General features: G+C 50.0%; 15 protein-coding genes. 8 read left to right on the plus strand and 7 right to left on the minus strand.

What is annotated here, in order from left to right; genetic code table 11:
• The first annotated feature begins 6 nt into the window (after window positions 1-6).
• Window positions 7-627, plus strand: coding sequence for a TetR/AcrR family transcriptional regulator (locus H2508_RS11270; RefSeq protein WP_182173533.1), 621 nt, complete (start codon window positions 7-9; stop codon window positions 625-627).
• Window positions 628-675: 48 nt separating this feature from the next.
• On the opposite strand, the gene H2508_RS11275 is transcribed toward H2508_RS11270, so the two are convergent.
• Window positions 676-1,536 (minus strand): TIGR03619 family F420-dependent LLM class oxidoreductase, encoded by an 861-nt coding sequence (locus H2508_RS11275; RefSeq protein WP_182173536.1) that lies wholly within the window; start codon window positions 1,534-1,536, stop codon window positions 676-678.
• A 253-nt stretch (window positions 1,537-1,789) separates the two neighbouring features.
• Between H2508_RS11275 and H2508_RS11280 the strand changes: the two genes are divergently transcribed.
• The 5 genes from H2508_RS11280 to H2508_RS11300 all read left to right on the plus strand — a co-directional run bounded on the left by H2508_RS11280 (window position 1,790) and on the right by H2508_RS11300 (window position 8,080).
• The gene (locus tag H2508_RS11280) at window positions 1,790-2,647 is read left to right on the plus strand and encodes an NAD(P)-dependent oxidoreductase (protein WP_182173539.1); all 858 of its coding nucleotides are present in this window, start codon (window positions 1,790-1,792) and stop codon (window positions 2,645-2,647) included.
• A gap of 7 nt (window positions 2,648-2,654) precedes the next feature.
• Complete coding sequence (locus H2508_RS11285; protein WP_235965293.1) at window positions 2,655-4,121, plus strand: aldehyde dehydrogenase family protein; 1,467 nt, start codon at window positions 2,655-2,657, stop codon at window positions 4,119-4,121.
• Window positions 4,118-4,900, plus strand: coding sequence for an SDR family oxidoreductase (locus H2508_RS11290; protein WP_182173542.1), 783 nt, complete (start codon window positions 4,118-4,120; stop codon window positions 4,898-4,900). The genes H2508_RS11285 and H2508_RS11290 overlap by 4 nt, the downstream gene beginning before the upstream one ends.
• A gap of 33 nt (window positions 4,901-4,933) precedes the next feature.
• On the plus strand, window positions 4,934-5,680 hold the full coding sequence (locus H2508_RS11295; protein WP_220463756.1) for an SDR family oxidoreductase: 747 nt from the start codon (window positions 4,934-4,936) through the stop codon (window positions 5,678-5,680).
• A 177-nt stretch (window positions 5,681-5,857) separates the two neighbouring features.
• Window positions 5,858-8,080 (plus strand): TonB-dependent receptor, encoded by a 2,223-nt coding sequence (locus tag H2508_RS11300; protein WP_182173545.1) that lies wholly within the window; start codon window positions 5,858-5,860, stop codon window positions 8,078-8,080.
• A gap of 282 nt (window positions 8,081-8,362) precedes the next feature.
• Here the strand turns inward: H2508_RS11300 and H2508_RS11305 are convergent, their stop codons facing one another.
• Genes H2508_RS11305 through H2508_RS11320 form a run of 4 tightly spaced genes read right to left on the minus strand, consistent with a single transcriptional unit; the run spans window position 8,363 to window position 12,554 of the window.
• Complete coding sequence (locus H2508_RS11305) at window positions 8,363-8,782, minus strand: Zn-ribbon domain-containing OB-fold protein (protein WP_182173548.1); 420 nt, start codon at window positions 8,780-8,782, stop codon at window positions 8,363-8,365.
• Between the two features lies 1 nt (window position 8,783).
• Window positions 8,784-9,986: a thiolase C-terminal domain-containing protein gene (locus tag H2508_RS11310; protein WP_182173551.1), complete on the minus strand. Its 1,203-nt coding sequence runs from the start codon at window positions 9,984-9,986 to the stop codon at window positions 8,784-8,786.
• 20 nt (window positions 9,987-10,006) lie between these two features.
• Window positions 10,007-11,608 (minus strand): AMP-binding protein, encoded by a 1,602-nt coding sequence (locus H2508_RS11315; protein ID WP_182173554.1) that lies wholly within the window; start codon window positions 11,606-11,608, stop codon window positions 10,007-10,009.
• A 4-nt stretch (window positions 11,609-11,612) separates the two neighbouring features.
• Complete coding sequence (locus H2508_RS11320) at window positions 11,613-12,554, minus strand: Rieske 2Fe-2S domain-containing protein (protein ID WP_182173557.1); 942 nt, start codon at window positions 12,552-12,554, stop codon at window positions 11,613-11,615.
• 137 nt (window positions 12,555-12,691) lie between these two features.
• Between H2508_RS11320 and H2508_RS11325 the strand changes: the two genes are divergently transcribed.
• A complete protein-coding gene (locus H2508_RS11325) occupies window positions 12,692-13,336 on the plus strand; it encodes a TetR/AcrR family transcriptional regulator (RefSeq protein ID WP_182173560.1) in 645 nt (214 codons plus the stop codon).
• A gap of 154 nt (window positions 13,337-13,490) precedes the next feature.
• Here H2508_RS11325 and H2508_RS11330 read toward each other — a convergent pair whose 3' ends face one another.
• Together H2508_RS11330 and H2508_RS11335 are read right to left on the minus strand one after the other, a co-directional pair.
• A complete protein-coding gene (locus H2508_RS11330) occupies window positions 13,491-14,273 on the minus strand; it encodes a class II aldolase/adducin family protein (protein WP_182173563.1) in 783 nt (260 codons plus the stop codon).
• A gap of 302 nt (window positions 14,274-14,575) precedes the next feature.
• Complete coding sequence (locus tag H2508_RS11335; RefSeq protein ID WP_182173566.1) at window positions 14,576-15,505, minus strand: GlxA family transcriptional regulator; 930 nt, start codon at window positions 15,503-15,505, stop codon at window positions 14,576-14,578.
• Window positions 15,506-15,680: 175 nt separating this feature from the next.
• Between H2508_RS11335 and H2508_RS11340 the strand changes: the two genes are divergently transcribed.
• Complete coding sequence (locus H2508_RS11340) at window positions 15,681-16,763, plus strand: NAD(P)H-dependent amine dehydrogenase family protein (RefSeq protein WP_182173569.1); 1,083 nt, start codon at window positions 15,681-15,683, stop codon at window positions 16,761-16,763.
• Window positions 16,764-16,765: the final 2 nt, after the last annotated feature.

Genomic DNA, 16,765 nt, shown 5'->3' on the forward strand with positions numbered 1-16,765 from the left:
CGCGTAATGGCTTTAAAAATCAACCCAGCTGATATTGAGGCTATGGGTCTGCAGGCAGCTAAAAGTAAGGCGACCCAGGATCAGATCATCAATGCTGTTATTGGTCTAATCAAGGAGGAGGGCTTCTCTGCAGCTAGCTCCAGTCGTATAGCTAAGCGTGCAGGGGTTACTTGGGGCGCGGTGCAGCACCATTTCGGCGGTAAGGAAGAGATTCTAGAAGAGGTCTTGCAGCGCTCGCACCTGAAATTTCATGAAGCCTTGAGCGCCAGCCGCTTTACTACCGGTACTGCAGAGCGCCGAGTCGCTAAGTATGTCGATGCTGCTTGGTTTCATTACCAAGGTGATGAGTACATGGCCACGATGGAGATTTTGCTGGCTACTCGGGGCAATGGAAAAGCTTCTAGCGACCTTTCTATTAGCCGCAGTCGGAAGGCCCACTTGGCGCTTGCCCGGCGAATTTTTCACGACAGTGAGGCCTCAGATCGTATTTTCCAAGAGGTAATCTACACCGTTCACTGTATGTTGACCGGCTTGCTAATTGAAATAGCCCTTGAGCCGCAGAGCTTTGAGCCCAAGCCTTATCTAAAACGCCTAAAGGCCCAGGTCTCTTCAATGCTCTATGGCTAACAGCCCTACAGTAGATCCGTTGGCCTGGTTGCTTTGCGCCTGATGTTTTTAGGCTAAGTATTTTTCTGCAAAGGCATCCATGTCACGCAGTTTGTCAGCTAGACTCATGCTACTTGCCATGCCGTTTTCATCACAAAAGGCATCGCGATAAAGTGCCGTGACTCCCAGCTCTTGGCAGCGGGCAATATTTGCTTCACTTGGCTCAAATAGGCTCACATTGATATTAAAGTCTTCGATGGGTAGCTGCGTTGCCTTGCGTTCAGAGAGGAGGGCTGGAATAAGCTCCTCCAGCTCTGTTATTTCATGCTGACCACCAAGCCAGCCCTGATGTCTGGCGGCGCGCCGAAGCGCTGCATTGGAAGATCCGCCAATATAGATCGCTAGCTCGTGCTCTAATTTAGGTGACATCTGTAGACTAGGAAAACTGTAAAATTCACCCTGGTGCTTGACTGCTTCGCCACTCCAGAGCTTCTGCATGAGCTCTAGCATCTCGTCACTGCGCTTGCCGCGATTGTGAAAGCTTTGGCCGACCAGTTCGAACTCACTTTTTTGCCAGCCAATTCCAGCCCCTAAAATCAGTCGTCCTTCGCAGAGATTGGCTGCCGTGGAGATCGATTTGGCGAGATCCAAAGGGTTGTGCATCGGCAGCACGCAGACACTGGTTAAAAACTTAAGTGTCGTAGTGATCTGTGACAGCGCGCCAATTTGTACCCAGGGTTCAGGCCAATGTGTTTCCGGGTACCAGCGAATCATTTGATTGTCACTGTAATTGTAGCTGTCGTACTGCTCAGTGAAGGTAATAAGGTGCTCACTTAAGCTGACGCCTTCAAAGCCCAGTTGCTCAGCGTGTCGCGCAAGCGTCGGCAGTTCTTTCATGTCCAGCATCGCAATACTTTGCCAGTACTTCATTGCTTAATTCCAATCTGAGGTGGTAATAAGAGGGGAGCCTATGCGATCAAGCACTCTTCATCAGGCTTTACAGATCGCTAAATCTTGTCTAGCACAAAGCTAAATTATAGTTGACTATTAGTCAAACGATATTGACAATGTGTGGGCAGTGATCGAATAGCATGCCTTGTATCAACGAACTAAACATTGTGGTGGTACTGTTATTAGGTAAGCACTCGATGCTAGCTTGTTGCCATGAGGGAGAATAAAAAGCATGAACCAACTTTCCGCAGTAGGTTATATCGGATTAGGTGATATTGGAAAACCCTCGGCAGTTCGACTGCTTGATGGGCCCTGGACAACCTATGTTTATGATGTCGTAGAAGATGCGGTTGCCGAGCTAGAAAAATTAGGGGCTAAGGGCTGCTCCAGTCCGGCTGAGCTGGCCGCAGCCTGCCAGCACATCGGTATTTGCGTACGTGATGAATCTCAGGTGCAAGCCTTACTTTATGGTGAGCAGGGCTTGTTTGCCAACGCGGCACCGGGAACTGTGATTGCAATTCATAGCACCTTGGCTTGTTCGGTTCTAAAGCTTTGGGCTGGTGATGCTGAAGCGGCCGGTGTGCGTTTAATTGACGCAGCTATTACTGGTGGCCGGCAGGGCGCTGAAAATGGCACGCTGTGCTATATGGTCGGTGGCAGCGCGGCCGATGTTGAGCGAGCTAAGCCTGTCTTTGAAACTTCCGCTGAGCGGATTGTGCATGCTGGAGATCTGGGAGCTGGGATGCTGCTCAAGCTCTGTAATAACCTAATTACCTACGCTGAGTTTCTGGCAATGTCTGAGGCCTGCCGCTTAGCGGAAGCGGGCGGTCTCTCGATTAATGTCCTGCGCGAAGTGGGCCTCTCTAATGGCGTCGTCAACGAATCAATGCACCGTTTTGTAGAAAATAGAAATGCCATCTCAGCCAAGGCATCAGAGCAAGATATGGAAACTTACTTTGGCCCCTTCGGTCGCCTTGGAGAGAAAGATCTGGACTGTGCACTGGCCTCAGCGCGTGATTTGGGTGTCGAGCTACCCTCAACTGAGCGTTTGCGTGAAGTGGTTTACGATCTATTTATGAATAAAGCTTAGGAGAACAATGATGAATCCAGAGACACGTTTATTTATAGACGGTGAGTTATGCGCAGCCGCTTCAGGCCAAGAGTACCCCAACATTAACCCGGCAACAGAAGAGGTCATGGGGCAGGTGGCGGATGCCGGTCCCGAAGATATGGAGCGCGCCATTGCTGCTGCACGCCGTGCTTTTGATAACACGGACTGGGCAACAGATCACGCCTACCGGCTAAAGTGTATAAAGCAATTAAAGGCAGGTCTTGAGGCTAATATGGAAGATTTTAAGCTTCAGATAGCGGCTGAAACCGGCGCGCCAGCCGGTATCTGTGGGCTGGGCGGCCCGCAGTGCGAGGTGCCCATAGGCTTTATTGATTACACCTTAGAGTCGCTGCCAAAGTATGAGTGGAGCCGTGATATAGGTGTGTCAGAAGTGCTGGGTGTCAAAAGCCGGCGCTTGGTAGAAAAAGAAGCAGTGGGGGTAGTGGCTTGCATTACTCCTTGGAACGTTCCGCTGCAAATTAACCTAGCCAAGTGTATACCTGCTTTAGCAGCGGGCTGTACCATCGTGCTCAAAGCGGCGCCCGATACACCTTGGTCAGCTACTATGCTTGGTCGAATCGTAAAAGAGCATACCGACATCCCTGCTGGGGTCTTTAATGTGATCACTGCGGCGGATCCCCGAGAAGTCGGTGAGCAGCTAGTGAATGACCCGCGAGTCGACATGGTGTCATTTACTGGTTCTACCGCAGTTGGCAAACAGATCATGGCCAGTGCAGCACAAACCGTGAAAAAAGTTTTCCTCGAGCTGGGTGGTAAGTCGGCAAATATCATTCTTGATGATGCTGACTTGAGTCAAAGTCTGCTTTCTGCGCTAGGCGTGTGCTTTCACTCCGGGCAGGGTTGCGCAATTCATACCCGCCTACTGATTCCGCGAGCACGACAAGCGGAGGTTGAAGAATTACTCAAAAGCTACTTCGCTATGATCGAATACGGCGACCCTTCCTCAGAAAGCCAAATTATGGGGGCGCTGGTCAATGCACGGCAGCGTGAGCGTGTCCTGTCTTATATTGAGCAGGGTAAAAAGGAGGGTGCGCGTCTACTCTTGGGTGGTGGTACCCCAGCGCACTTGGAAAAAGGCTACTACGTGGAGCCTACCGTGTTTGTCGATGTTAGCAACGACATGGTAATTGCCCGGGAAGAGATTTTTGGCCCTGTGTTAGTGGCCATTGCCTACGAGGATGAAGAAGAAGCCATCCGCATTGCCAATGATTCTGACTACGGCTTGTCGGCGGGGGTTTGGTCCGCTGACGAAGATCGCGCGATGCGTGTTGCTCGACGTATGCGCAGTGGTACCGTCACCGTGAACGGCGGCAACTACTATGGCGCTGATGCTCCCTTTGGTGGCTATAAGCAAAGTGGTCTCGGTCGCGAAATGGGCCGTGAAGGTTTTGAAGAATATCTGGAAACAAAAACAATAGCGGTGGGAGTATGAAGTCGAATTTAGAGGGCCTGCACTATCTGATCACTGGGGGCTCTAGTGGTTTTGGTCTAGCAATTGCCAGAGCTTTGGTGGCTAAAGGCGCCCATGTCATTCTACTTGGCCGGAGCAAGGGCCCCCTTGATGCGGCTGTCGAGGAGCTGGGAGCGGATCATGCCACTGCTCGAGTTTGTGATGTCTCCAATGCCAGTGAAGTGAACAAGGTTTTTGCTAGCCTCCCGGCCTTGGACGGTTTGATTAACAATGCTGGAATGGCCCGGCCCGGCGCTGTGGAAAATCTTATAGCTGAAGAAGTACAAATGCAGGTAAATACCAACTTTCTCGGCACAGTTTACTGCTGTCAGGCAGCTATTCCGCTGTTGCGAAAAAATCGAGCCAACCCGCGTATTGTCAATATTTCATCAGCCAGTGCTTGGCATCATGATGAGATGGCTCACTTGTCAATTTACGCATCTACTAAAGCTGCAGTTGAGCGCTTTACACGGGACTTGCGTGAAGAGGTGCAGGCTGATGGCATTGGGGTGACTTGCCTGCGTCCCGGCTCAGCCTGGACCAACTTCTCTGATGGCTGGAATGAAGAGGCAGTGCGGAGCGGCTTTGAAGCGTGGATGAAATACGGCCCAGAAATGGATACCGGTATGGAGCCTGAGCACGTTGCAGAGTCTGTTGCGCATGTGCTGAGCTATCCGCCGGGCGTTGCGGTTGATCTGCTTGAGGTAAGGCCTAATCAGCCTATCCTTAAGCCCACATACGAAGACCGCCAGCCTAGTTAGGCTGACTACTGTTTAATAATAATGGAGAGCATTATGGATTTTACCGGAAAGACTATCATTGTGACTGGAGCGGGTGGTGGCATCGGCGAAGCTTATGCCAAGGCTTGTGCCGACAAAGGCATGAACGTTGTTATCGCAGAGTTGAGTGAAGCTGGCGGTCAGCGCGTGGCCAATGAAATTGAAGCAAGTGGTGGCAAGGCACTATTTGTAAAGACTGATGTCGGCGATGAGCAGTCGGCCAAGGACTGTGCCGCAGCAACAGTAAAGGCCTTTGGCTCGATTAACTACTTGATCAACAATGCGGCCATCTTCGGCGACATGAAGATCGAAGGCTACCTTGATATTGATATGGATTACCTTGAGAAGTTCATGCGCATCAATGCTCACGGTGCTCTTATTATGACTCGAGCTGTTGTCGATGCAATGACTGAGGCTGGGGGAGGCGCTATTGTCAACCAGTCTTCTACTGCGGCTTGGATGGGTATGGGCTTTTACGGTGTAGCAAAACTGGCGCTCAATGGTATTACTCAATCTTTGGCACATGAGCTCGGTCCGCGCAATATTCGTATTAATGCGATCGCGCCAGGACCAACAGATACAGGTGCTTTGCAGAAGACGGCCGGCGATTACGCTCAGCAAATGATCCAGGCGATGCCACTTAAGAGGCTGGGGCAGCCCGGTGATATGGCTGACGCGGCTCTATTTTTACTGTCGGATGAAGCGAGTTGGGTGACGGGACATATTTTGAACGTCGATGGCGGTCAGTTCATGCGACCTTAAGTCCGTCTTGTTTGCCTAGCATTTCTAAAAACCCCGGCTCGATGCTGGGGTTTTTTTTTGCTTGTTATTCCATTATATAAACATTGCTAAAGAAATGTAATGTGCTAGTCTAAGAGTCCAGATTTAGGCTCATAATAATTACTTGATAAGACACTATTGCTATCTGAGGTGAATAATATGCAAGGTAAGTTGCTCAAAAAAACATTGCTAGCCACTGCTTTGGTTCCACTTTTGGCTCCCGCTACAGTTTTGGCTCAGGGGGAACGCGTCGCACTAGAAGAGGTTATCGTATCGGCGCAGAGGCGCCAGCAAAGTTTGCAGGAAGTTCCTATATCGATTACTGCATTTGATAACAGCAGTATCGAAACCTATCGCATCACTAATTTAGTAGACCTCAATACTTTAGTACCTAACCTTTCAGCTGTTGAGGGTGCTGGTGGTTCGCGAAGCGTGCTGTTTCAAATTCGAGGCCTCTATGCCTCAGGAACTGCGCTTGCTGCGGATAGTGGTGTGGCAATTTATCAAGATGGCGTTTATCTCCAGGGGGGGAACGGGGCCTTAAGTAACTATGCCGAGCTGGAGCGGATTGAGGTGCTGCGTGGGCCGCAAGGGACCCTCTTTGGGCGCAATACTTCCGGTGGTGCAATTCATTTTATTACTAAAGATCCCACGGGTGAGTTTGGCCTTAAGCAAACACTGACCACAGGCAACCTAAATCTATTTGAATCGAAAACCCGAATCGATAGTCCCCAGTGGGGGCCGATCAGTATGAGTCTTGACTACACCATAAGTGAGCGTGATGGCCCAGTAAAAAATGATGGTGCGGGCTTTGTTGCTGATTTTTCCGCTCAAGGTGCTGGCAAATATAAATCACCAAAACGCCTCGGTGACGACAAGACACATACCCTGCTTCTGGGTGTTGAATTTGATCTCAACGATAAGCTCGATATGATTTACAAGTTTGATTACGTGGACATGAAGTCTACACCTGCAGCAGCGGGCATTGTTGCAGCTGATAGCTCTATCCAGCCTTTAATTGGGCCCTCGTTTGGGCGCAAGCGTCCCAAATCTGTAAACAACTCATTTCATATGCCCATTAACCAAATCAAACAGGGCCATAACCTAACGCTTCAATATGAGCTCAGTGACACGCTTTCATTCCGCAATATACTTTCTTACCGTGAATCCTTTCTCGACAGTCGAGGCTTTACCCTCGATGGCCTGGGGCAGTTTGCGCCAGTTGTCGTCGTGTTTGCAGTGACCAGTGGTCAGGAGTCTGAGCAGGTCAGTGAAGAAATGCAGCTTATCTGGGATACCGATAACTACACCCTTACTACCGGGTTTCTCTATTACGGTCTAGATCAGTCTGCGGGTGGCTACGGCCATGTACCCAATGCCTTTTACGGTTCAGCGCCTCCGGCAGTTACACTTTTCCCCGGATCAAATTACGCCATTCAGTCGACGGCTGAAACAGAGTCCTATGCAGTTTACGGGCAGTGGGAATATCGATTCAACGAAGAGTGGGAGCTTGTGTTAGGGGCTCGAGTTACCAATGATAAGAAAGATTACGAAGACCGCACCCTTTTAACTGGTGAAGTTGTCTATGTGTCATACGATGAAACTGAGCCCACGTTCTTGATGGGGCTTAACTATCAGCCCGCTGAAAATATGATGCTGTTTGCTAAAGCATCCAATGGCTATATTTCAGGGGGTGTGGTGTCAGGGTTGGCTTACGAGCCCGAGAAGGCCAAGTCATATGAAATTGGTATGAAGACGGATTGGCTTGAGCGAACCCTGCAAACAAACTTGTCTATTTTCTCAGTCGACTATCAAGACCAGCAGTTTGTGACATCGGGTAGCCAGGTGAAGCCACCGATTCCAGCTGCGCAAGCTATCGTGAATGCCGGCGATACTAAGGCGAAAGGTTTCGAACTTGAGACAACTTGGCTACCACTGAATAACCTGACACTGGCGTGGAATTTAGGTTATTTAGACTTTAAGTTTAAGACCTTAGACTTGGAGCTCTTAGGTACGGCGCCATCGCCGCACTTGCGCCCAGACTGGACCTCAACCGTAAGGGCAGACTACTTGGCTGAGTCTTTAGTGGGCAATTTAGATTTCCGTTTTCACCTTGATGCATCATATCGCTCGGAAGAGTGGAGCTCTTCACGCGCAGTCGACTATTCCGATACCGGTAAAAATGATTCAGTGTGGCGCTTAAATGCGCAGATATCGGTTGAGGAAATCAAAATAGGTGAGGGGAGTTTCAGGGTGGCTGTGTGGGGCCGCAACCTGACCGACAGTGACTTGCCAGCTAATATGAACGTTCTTGGTCCCGTCATCGCAGGTACCTACGAACCGCCACGGACCTATGGTGTCGATTTGACCTACGAGTTTTAGACTTAGTAGCTCCATCACTTAGCCTTCAAACAGGGCTCTAGCGCATCGTCGTGCTAGGGCCCTGTTTACTTATGAGCCACAGTAACTGTGCCGCAAGCATAATATGGCCCCTTTATTGGTAGATCCACAATACCCGTCAATAAAAGTTTAAGGCCGGGCCGGGTTCAGTATGAACACTATTAGCCTGTGAATAATCCGATATGACTGTCGAGTAAGACAGCCGGCGGTATTCAATGATATCGCTTAATGTAGGGAGCGGAGTAGAAATAAGCAGCTGGGTGATTAGCTCTTTTGTAGTAAAAATAAAGGGGCTTGATAGAGCTCACCAGAGCCTGCTTTGAGCTTTCTAAAGGTTACTTGCACTGGTAAATCACAAGCTACATCTTCGGCTTGGCAATCGACTAGTTGAGATACTAGACGTACGCTGGGGTCTTCTTCGAGAGCAATAAGAGCGGGAATAAAAGGTAACCAGTCAGCATACTCAGGGAAGAGTGGGCGGCGCACCACAGTGAAGGCAGCCACAGTGCCGCGGCCTGAAAGTTCTCGCCAGAGTAAGTCTTCGCCACAGTCGGGGCAGCTCTGCTGTGGGTACCACACTAGCTTTCCAGATGAAGGGCAGCAGGGTAACTCTAGACGCCCCTGTGCCGCAGCTCGCCAAAAGGGGGCGGTCAGTTGGGCCTGCATATCTGGCGTGATAGTCATCTTAGCCTCTACTTAAAATAAGGGTTGACGATTCATCGGCGGTAAAACCGGCGTAGGCTGCGAGCTCAGCGGCATCGACTTGATTGATGGCCTTGCCTCGGAGTTGCTTGACCAGTTCGATGACATGAGCAATGCCTAGGACATAGGCATGCGATAGAAGGCCACCGTGGGTGTTAGTGGGTAGTCCACCAGATGCACGCGGTCTATCGTAGCGCAAGCGACCACCTTCGACGAAGGCTCCCCCTTCACCTTTGGCGCAAAAGCCCATGTCTTCAATTTGCATTAAGGCAGTGATTGAGAAGCAATCGTATACTCCCAGGACATCAATATCGCTGGCCTGCACGCCTGCCATGTTAAATGCGCCTGGTGCGGCAAAGCCCTGTGGGGTACTGCTCAGATCCTGTTGCTGAGAAATATAGGGCGCGTTATCAATAATGCCATGACCGATGCCTTCAACAATGACCGGTTTTTGAGCGAGGTCTCTGGCTCGCTCGACTGTCGTCATGATGAAGGCGCCGCCGCCATCTGAAATCAAGCAGCAATCTTCAATACGAAGTGGGTCCGCGAGAGTTGGACGTGCTAGGTAATCATCTAGGCTAAGTTCTTTGTCACGCATGATGGCATCAGGGTGGCGGTTAGCGTGTGCTCTAAAAGTTGTAACCAATTCTCCGAGTTGTGCTGCAGTGGTGCCATATTCATGCATGTGCCGGCTGGCGAAAGTTGCAAAATAAATCGGTTGCGGAAACCAACCAAAAGGTATTTCCAGCTGCGCTTTGATTAGCTCTGAAGCGTGCCAAGCCCCTGGCCCGCCAGCCATTTGTGGCCTTCTGGTAGCCCAGTCGACAGCAAAGCTATTGACGATATATTTTGCCTCACCGCGTCGCAAAGCCTCGGCAGCTTGGTAGGCCGCTGTCGCAGCCCATACCATCCCGCCGCCTTCCGTGCTTTCCCAGAGCTGATGACTGGTGCCGAAGTGCTGATGAAAGTCTTCCCCGGTGAAGGCTTCAGGCATCATGCCACTATACATCACGCCATCGATGTCACTGGGACTCAATCCGGCATCACTGATTGCGCGCTCAATGGCCTGCGCCGCAATGGTTTTACTGTCGCGTCCAGAGGGACCGCTGTACTCTGACTCCCCAATACCTGCGATAGCCACAGCTCCGCGGATACTGTTAAAGTGCGTACTTTTACCCCAACTCATATAGTCTTCCTTGAATGACCTCAGCGCTGGGGCCGAAAGTCAGATTTCTTCATGTCCCAAGTTTGTGAGCTGATGCCCATTTCCCGCAATTTAAACTTTTGTATTTTATTAGTGGGGGTATAGGGCAAGGCTTCGCGCAGCTCGATGAAGCGTGGGACAAAATAGTAGGGCGCATTGTCGTTGATAAAACGGGCCAATTCCACAGGCTCTACTTCCTGTCCTGGCGCCAGCACGACGTCTAGCTTTATTTCAGCTTCACTCGCTAATTCTTCCGAGGGGATACCGACAACGGCAGCCTGGGAGACTGCAGGATGCTTAAGGGCAACGGCCTCTACCTGCATGGAAGATACGTTGCGGCCTTTATAGCGAATAAAGTCATTCTTACGGTCGACAAAGAAGTACTCGCCATCCTCATCCATGCGACCTAAGTCGCCAGTTCTGTACCACTCACCGAAATATGCCTTCTCAGTGGCTTCCGGGTTGTTAAAGTAGCCATTAAAAATGATGTACTCTTTTTTAGGGCGCACACAAAACTCACCCGTCTGGCCTACAGCTACTTCATTGCCATCATCATCAAGTAGCTTCAGTTCTAAGTGCTCATGGCACTGACCAAGAGAGTTTGCTTTCAATGTCATATCGCTGTTTCTGTTGAGCAGTGACATGACTTCACTCTGACCATAGCCCTGGTTAATTTTTTCAATACCAAAGCGCTCGCAAAAAGGCTGCAATAACTCTTCTGGCATTGGCACCATCTGGGCGACTCGCAGTGGGTTGTCGCGGTCGTTATGTTTTGGCTCTTGCTGCCACAGGAAGATGTGCATTGCACCTAAGGTAAAGGTTTGTGTGGCACCGTAATAACGTATTCGATCCCAGAATGTTGTGACAGAAAATACGGGATCCATGGCGCAGGTTATTCCAGCTACCAGGGCCCGATAAATGTTAGCTGCCCAGGCCGCTGAGTTATACAGCGGCAAACAGTTATAAGTAATGTCACCCGCTCGAGTATCGAAATTTTTAATACCCGACTCAGCTGTGCAAATCCAAAGATTGTGACTTTGCATGACCCCCTTAGGTTTGCCCGTTGTTCCGGAGGTCCAAAGGATGGCGGCGGTGTCGCCATAATGGATCGAATCGAGCTTAGGCTCTGAAGCGTCGAGCTTGTCAAAATCACTCAGATAGGCAGTAGCCAGTGTGTCCTTATTGTTGTCCCCCTTAACTAAAAGTTTTTTGCAGTTTAGTTTAGCGAAGACTTTAGTCAGAGCGCTTAGGTGCTCTGTATCGCTGACAATCAACTGGGCCAGGCTATCGTTAATGCTATCTAGCAACCAGTCACCCCTGTAGTCGGTATTAATCGGGACCCAGATGGCTCCGAGTTTATTGATTGCCAGTGTCAAAAATACATATTCGACACAACTGCCCATGTAGATCGCGACGCGATCACCTGCAGCTATACCTAGCTTTTTAAGCCCACTTGCGTAGCGATTGACGATCACATTGCTATCTTTAAAACTGTAGCGCATTTCGCCACTGGCTAGAAAGCAGGTGTCCCCATTATGTTGAGCCTGCAATGCTAAGACTCGGCTCAAGTTGCGATCACTGGGAGAACTAAGATCGATGTTCATTAGCTCAGGCTTCCTCTACATAAAACTGCTGTGCCCACTTACGGAACTTGTTAAATGGGCCGTCACCGTCACAGAGTTCGGGTTTTGCTCGGTAGATTTTGTTCTCCCAAATGGGGATGTCGTCCCGAAACTGCCGGTTCACCTCTTCAACAAAGGCGTGACCAATACGATCGGTTCTCTCGTCCCCCTCGGGGTTGTGGTAGTACACATGATTGACCTGCATCGATAGATCTTTTTCTATAGGGGCTTGAGTAGAGATCATGAACATTTCGATCAGGGTCGTATACTCAACAACAGCAAATCCAAAACCTGCTGTGTAGGCCGAGAGTGTCCCTTCAACAGAGCCACGGGAGCTGGGGAAGTGCTGCCTGCTCTCCATGATCATCGAATGGCCCTCAAAGGCCATTTTGTCATATTCGGCCGGGCCAGGATGTTGGTGTATGGTCTGAAAGTGAGCTGAATCCACTGTGTTTTCTGCCATTTCTTGGAGGCAGGTCTTGATGGTATGGGCCTGGCTAAAGGGGCCTTTAAATGCCTTGTCTTCCAGTTTGGGTACTTTGGGCAGCTCGAATAAGGGTTGCTTTTCTTGGGGGTGGTACCAAGCCATTATCCAGTTGTAATGCTGTACTACGGGGTAGGTGCTTAGGCAGGCATTTTCATTAATGCGCTTGGCATAGGGAATAGCAGCCACAGAGCCATCGGTATTAAAACGCCAGGCATGGAAGGGGCATTCAATAGTGTTGTCCTTTACCACACCGCCAACCGCTATATTGGCTCCTAAGTGTGGGCAATAGGCATCTTGTACGTGGTAGCCACCTTGCATATCCCGCCACAGAACAAGGTCTCGGCTAAATCGACGCAAAGGCTGAAGCTGGCCTGGTTCTAGCTCCGTTGAGTCACAGATGTAAAACCAGCCATAGGGAATGGGGAAGTCATAACGGCTCATAATATAGTCCTGCTTGTCAGAGGTGGTGGCTAGGGGGTATCAGTTTCACTGACAGATCTGTCAGTACTATAGAGTGTCGTAAACTTATATGTCAATATTAAGTTTTAATGTAAATGTTTTTTTGTTGAGGGTTTCAGATGGGATTGAAGGAAAGGCCTGCAGTTTCTCGAGTTGAGCAGAGGGAGCAGACCAAGTCGCGGATCCTTGAGGCGGCCATGGCATGTTTTGCACGGCTAGGCTTTGAGGGGACCCACTTCAGTCACATTACGGAGCACTGTGGTGTCAAACGCTCCACCGTTTTGTATCACTTCCAAAGTAAAGAGAATTTGTGGCGGGAGGCGGTAAAAAGCGTGGTAGAGCGCTTTGATGAGGCCTTTAGTCAATCCTTAAATCTCTGCGACCCCAGCTCAGATCAGGCTCGTGTTCGTGCCTTGATGAGTGCCTTTATTGATGCTCTGATCGCCGTTCCTCAATATGGGCAAATCTACCTTAGAGAAGGTAGTAGTGAGGGGGAGCGTTTAGATTGGTTGGTATCAAACTTTGGCCCACCTCGAGCGATGGCAATTGGCTTTGAGGATAGGCATTTACAGGAGCGAATTCGCTTATCCATCGTACGTGATATTCTGGGGGCAAGCTTGATATCAGTGGTAACACTTGGCCCGATGATGGAGGCCTCGCTGGCTGCGGCCTTAGGAAAAAAGCCAGCGGGCCTACACCCCATGACGGATTACCGAAAGCAAGAGCTGATCGAGGCCCTAATGCTGATAGTTTTCCCTCTGTAGCCAAGCTTTAGTGATCGCTGGGCAACGATTATTTAAGCAAATCGCTGCCCAGGCTTCAGTGAGTTATTGCTGCCTGTAGGGCAGTTCTTATTGCTTTGATGCTCGGGCAAATACAGGTCTTGAAATCAAAACTGATGGGTACTAGAGCCCGGCCTTAGTGGGCCACTCCGTTAAGAATGCCCGGGTCTTGGCGTAATTCTCGGCGCGCCATGGCTTCAAATAAAAATGGAAAACCATTGCTATCTGGCAGAGCGATTTGAGCGACCATTGCTTCGGGTAGTGCGCGACCACCATCGGCTAGTCGAGCTTGCCAAGCACGCATGCTGCGCCATTCTAGAGTTGCCATCCGCAGGTGAGCCTGGCGAGGATTTTCAGCTAGCACGAGGGCCCCGTGATTAGCTAGGAGAGCCCACTTAGCATCGCCAATCGCCTCTACTAGCGATCCGGTTATCTTTAGGTCATCGAAGGTGCCGTCGTATTCGCTGAAAACTGGTAGTGGCCCATCTACGTAAGCACTCGCTTGGTCAAGAGCTGGGGGCGTCTCCCCAAGACAGGCCCAGATACCACTCCACTGAGGATGGTTGTGCATCACTACGTGGGCATCGGGACGGGCAGCGTGAATTTGCAGGTGCAGGCCAATGGCGGGGGTGATGTTCCATTCGCCGCTAATCACCTCACCCTCTGGAGAAAGGGTAAGAATGTCTGCTTCGGTGACTTCATCCCACGCTAACTCCCAGGGGTTACTGAGTATTCTGCCGTCAGCGAGCCGCCAAGTGATGTGGCCAGCTAGATGCTCATTCCAGCCTTCGCGATAGGCAATTCGGCACAGCAGGGCCACCAAGCCTTGCTCAGAGACTTCAGGTAGCAGCGGATAGCGACCTGGTTTTGAGATGTAAGAGCCGATAGCCTCTCGGTTCAGGTATTGGTATTTATCCATAATAAAATCCTCCTGGTAACAGCATTTCAGGCAGTTAATCATAGGCTTTTTTGGCAACAGAAATCGAATTTCATTAATCACTCTTGTCGGTTTTGTGGCACTAGAGAAAAGAGTGTTTTTCAGTAAAAAGCATTGTTGATGAAATCGAATCAATTATACTGGCTTGCGCCATTTTCTCAGAGTGGCGGTGTCTTGGCTTAACCGCCAGCCCTGCTAATCATAAAGCCTATAGTAGAGTGCCTAGGGATACCGGAGTCCATTGGAGTTTCTTTTGCCGGTTGACGCCAGAGCCAAGCCGAATTTTAGGTGAAGACTTTCGAGCGACGGAATTGCCCTGGCGATACGCCGGTATAGCGGCGGAATATTCGATAAAAAGCACCGGTATCGCTGTAGCCCACCTGTCGACCAATTTCCTCCACGCTATGACGAGTGGTTGCTAAGAGAAACTGACTAGTCTTGACGCGCAGTAAAAGCACATAATCGAGGGGCGCCATACCGGTCTCAGTCTTGAAGCGCCGATTGAATGTACGCCGGTGCATGTTGAGGCGTTCAATACAGCGTAAGATCACGTGTTCTTCTGCATAATGTTCGCTTAGCCAACGCTGAGCTAGCGAAATCGAACCGTCGATCATAGCTTCAGAGCAGGGCTTATAGATATCGTGATTCCACTGAAGAGCATAGGTTTCAGCGCAATCTTTAGCGATGTCATCACCCCAGCAGTTGGCAATCATAGCCAGTACAGCTTCTTGCCAGGGAAGTTCGCCAGAGCATAGGACAGAGCCATCCTTAATCCAAGTCGGTTTTTGAATGAGCTCAAGGTCTGGGTAGGAGTGCTCGAACTGGCTGGTGAACTGGCTGTGTGTGACTGCCTTGCCACTACGAAAAAGGCCTGCTTCAGCTACTATAAATGTTCCTGTTCCCACTGCTACAACATTTGCACCTTTGTCGCTAACTCGCCTTAGCCAGCAGCTGAGTTCGCGAGAGTGAGCGGGTAAGCCTGCTTCTGGAATATTTAATGCGGGAACGAATACCCAGTCGGGCTGTAAATCCATGCCTTCATCAGGTTGGTCAATAAAGCCAAAGCGGTGATCTAGACTACTCTTATCATCGCAGCTGACGGCATAAATATGATCATCTTCTGTTCGGCTTGCTATGCAATGCTGTAATAGGTCGTGAGCTGAGGCTACTAGTGAGACTACTGAGCTCTGCGTTATAGCAAAGGCAAGCCGCATTCTATCCTCCATGTCCATATTGGCCAGCAATTGGCGCATCTGGCAATTAAATTGCTTCTTCGGCAGTCCTACAATGTTTAAAAGCTGGGCAGAAAACATCCTTTAAGCAATGTTATTTAGGGTGTTTCGAAGTGTACCGATATTACAACTATATGCTCATAACAGGGGAATTGCCATGTCGTACAAAATTATACAGTGGGGCACCGGGGCGGTTGGAAAACACGCTTTGCGGGCAGTCTTGGATGATCCTGATATGCAGTTGGTTGGGGTCAAGGTCTATAGCGAGCAAAAAGTTGGTCTTGATGCTGGCACCTTATGTGATCGGCCCGAGACTGGGGTGAAAGCAGTGCTAGATCAAAGCCAGCTGCCACTGATGGACGCCGATTGCATTTTGTATATGCCAATGCTCCCAGACTATGAGGAGATCGCTAACTTGCTACGTGCGGGCATCAATGTCGTTACCACAGCTGCCAACATGTACCCGAAAGCTTACGGAGAAGAAGTCTTCAATAACTTGAATCAGGCAGCGCTGGAAGGCAAGAGCGTGTTTCATGGCTCAGGAATAAATCCGGCGTTCATGTCGGATGTGCTGCCATTAACCCTTTCGGGTATGTCTCATCGGGTTAGCAAAATCATAGTTCAGGAAGTATCTGATGTGCATGTTTATGCGAGTCAGGCTCCAGAAATCATGATGGATAACATCGGATTTGGTAAAACACCCGAAGAAGCACTAAGGCCCGACAATCCCTTCTTGGAGTGGATGAGTGCCTACTTTCACGAGTCTATGTATATGCTGGCTGAGCACATGCAGGTGAAGTTAGACCGTATCGAGCCTCATCATGAAGTGGCGGTTGCCAACAACGCTGTGCAGCTTGGAAATGATCTAGTGATCGAAGCCGGTAGCGTGGCCTGTCGTCGTTTTGAATGGCGCGGGATTATCAATGGTAAAGATGCCATTGTATTGCGAACCTTTTGGAAAACTACATTGGACATTGAGCCCGCTTGGGCTGTCGACTCTAACAAGGAGGTAGAGTGGACAGTGACTGTTGAAGGGACGCCTTCCTATCAAGCTAAAGTAGAAGTCTGTGCCAGTTTTGATCCACTAAACGTAATGTGCGGTAAAGGCGGAGAAGATGCGGCCGTCATTGGAACTGCAATGCATGCAATAAACGCGATTCCAGTGGTTTGCAAGGCCGCCCCGGGCGTCAGAACTTTTCTAGACCTTCCTATTATTGCCAGTCATGGCGCATTTCGATAATC

It is taken from the genome of Sediminihaliea albiluteola (assembly GCF_014077625.1).
Taxonomy (GTDB): Bacteria; Pseudomonadota; Gammaproteobacteria; order Pseudomonadales; family Halieaceae; genus Sediminihaliea; species Sediminihaliea albiluteola.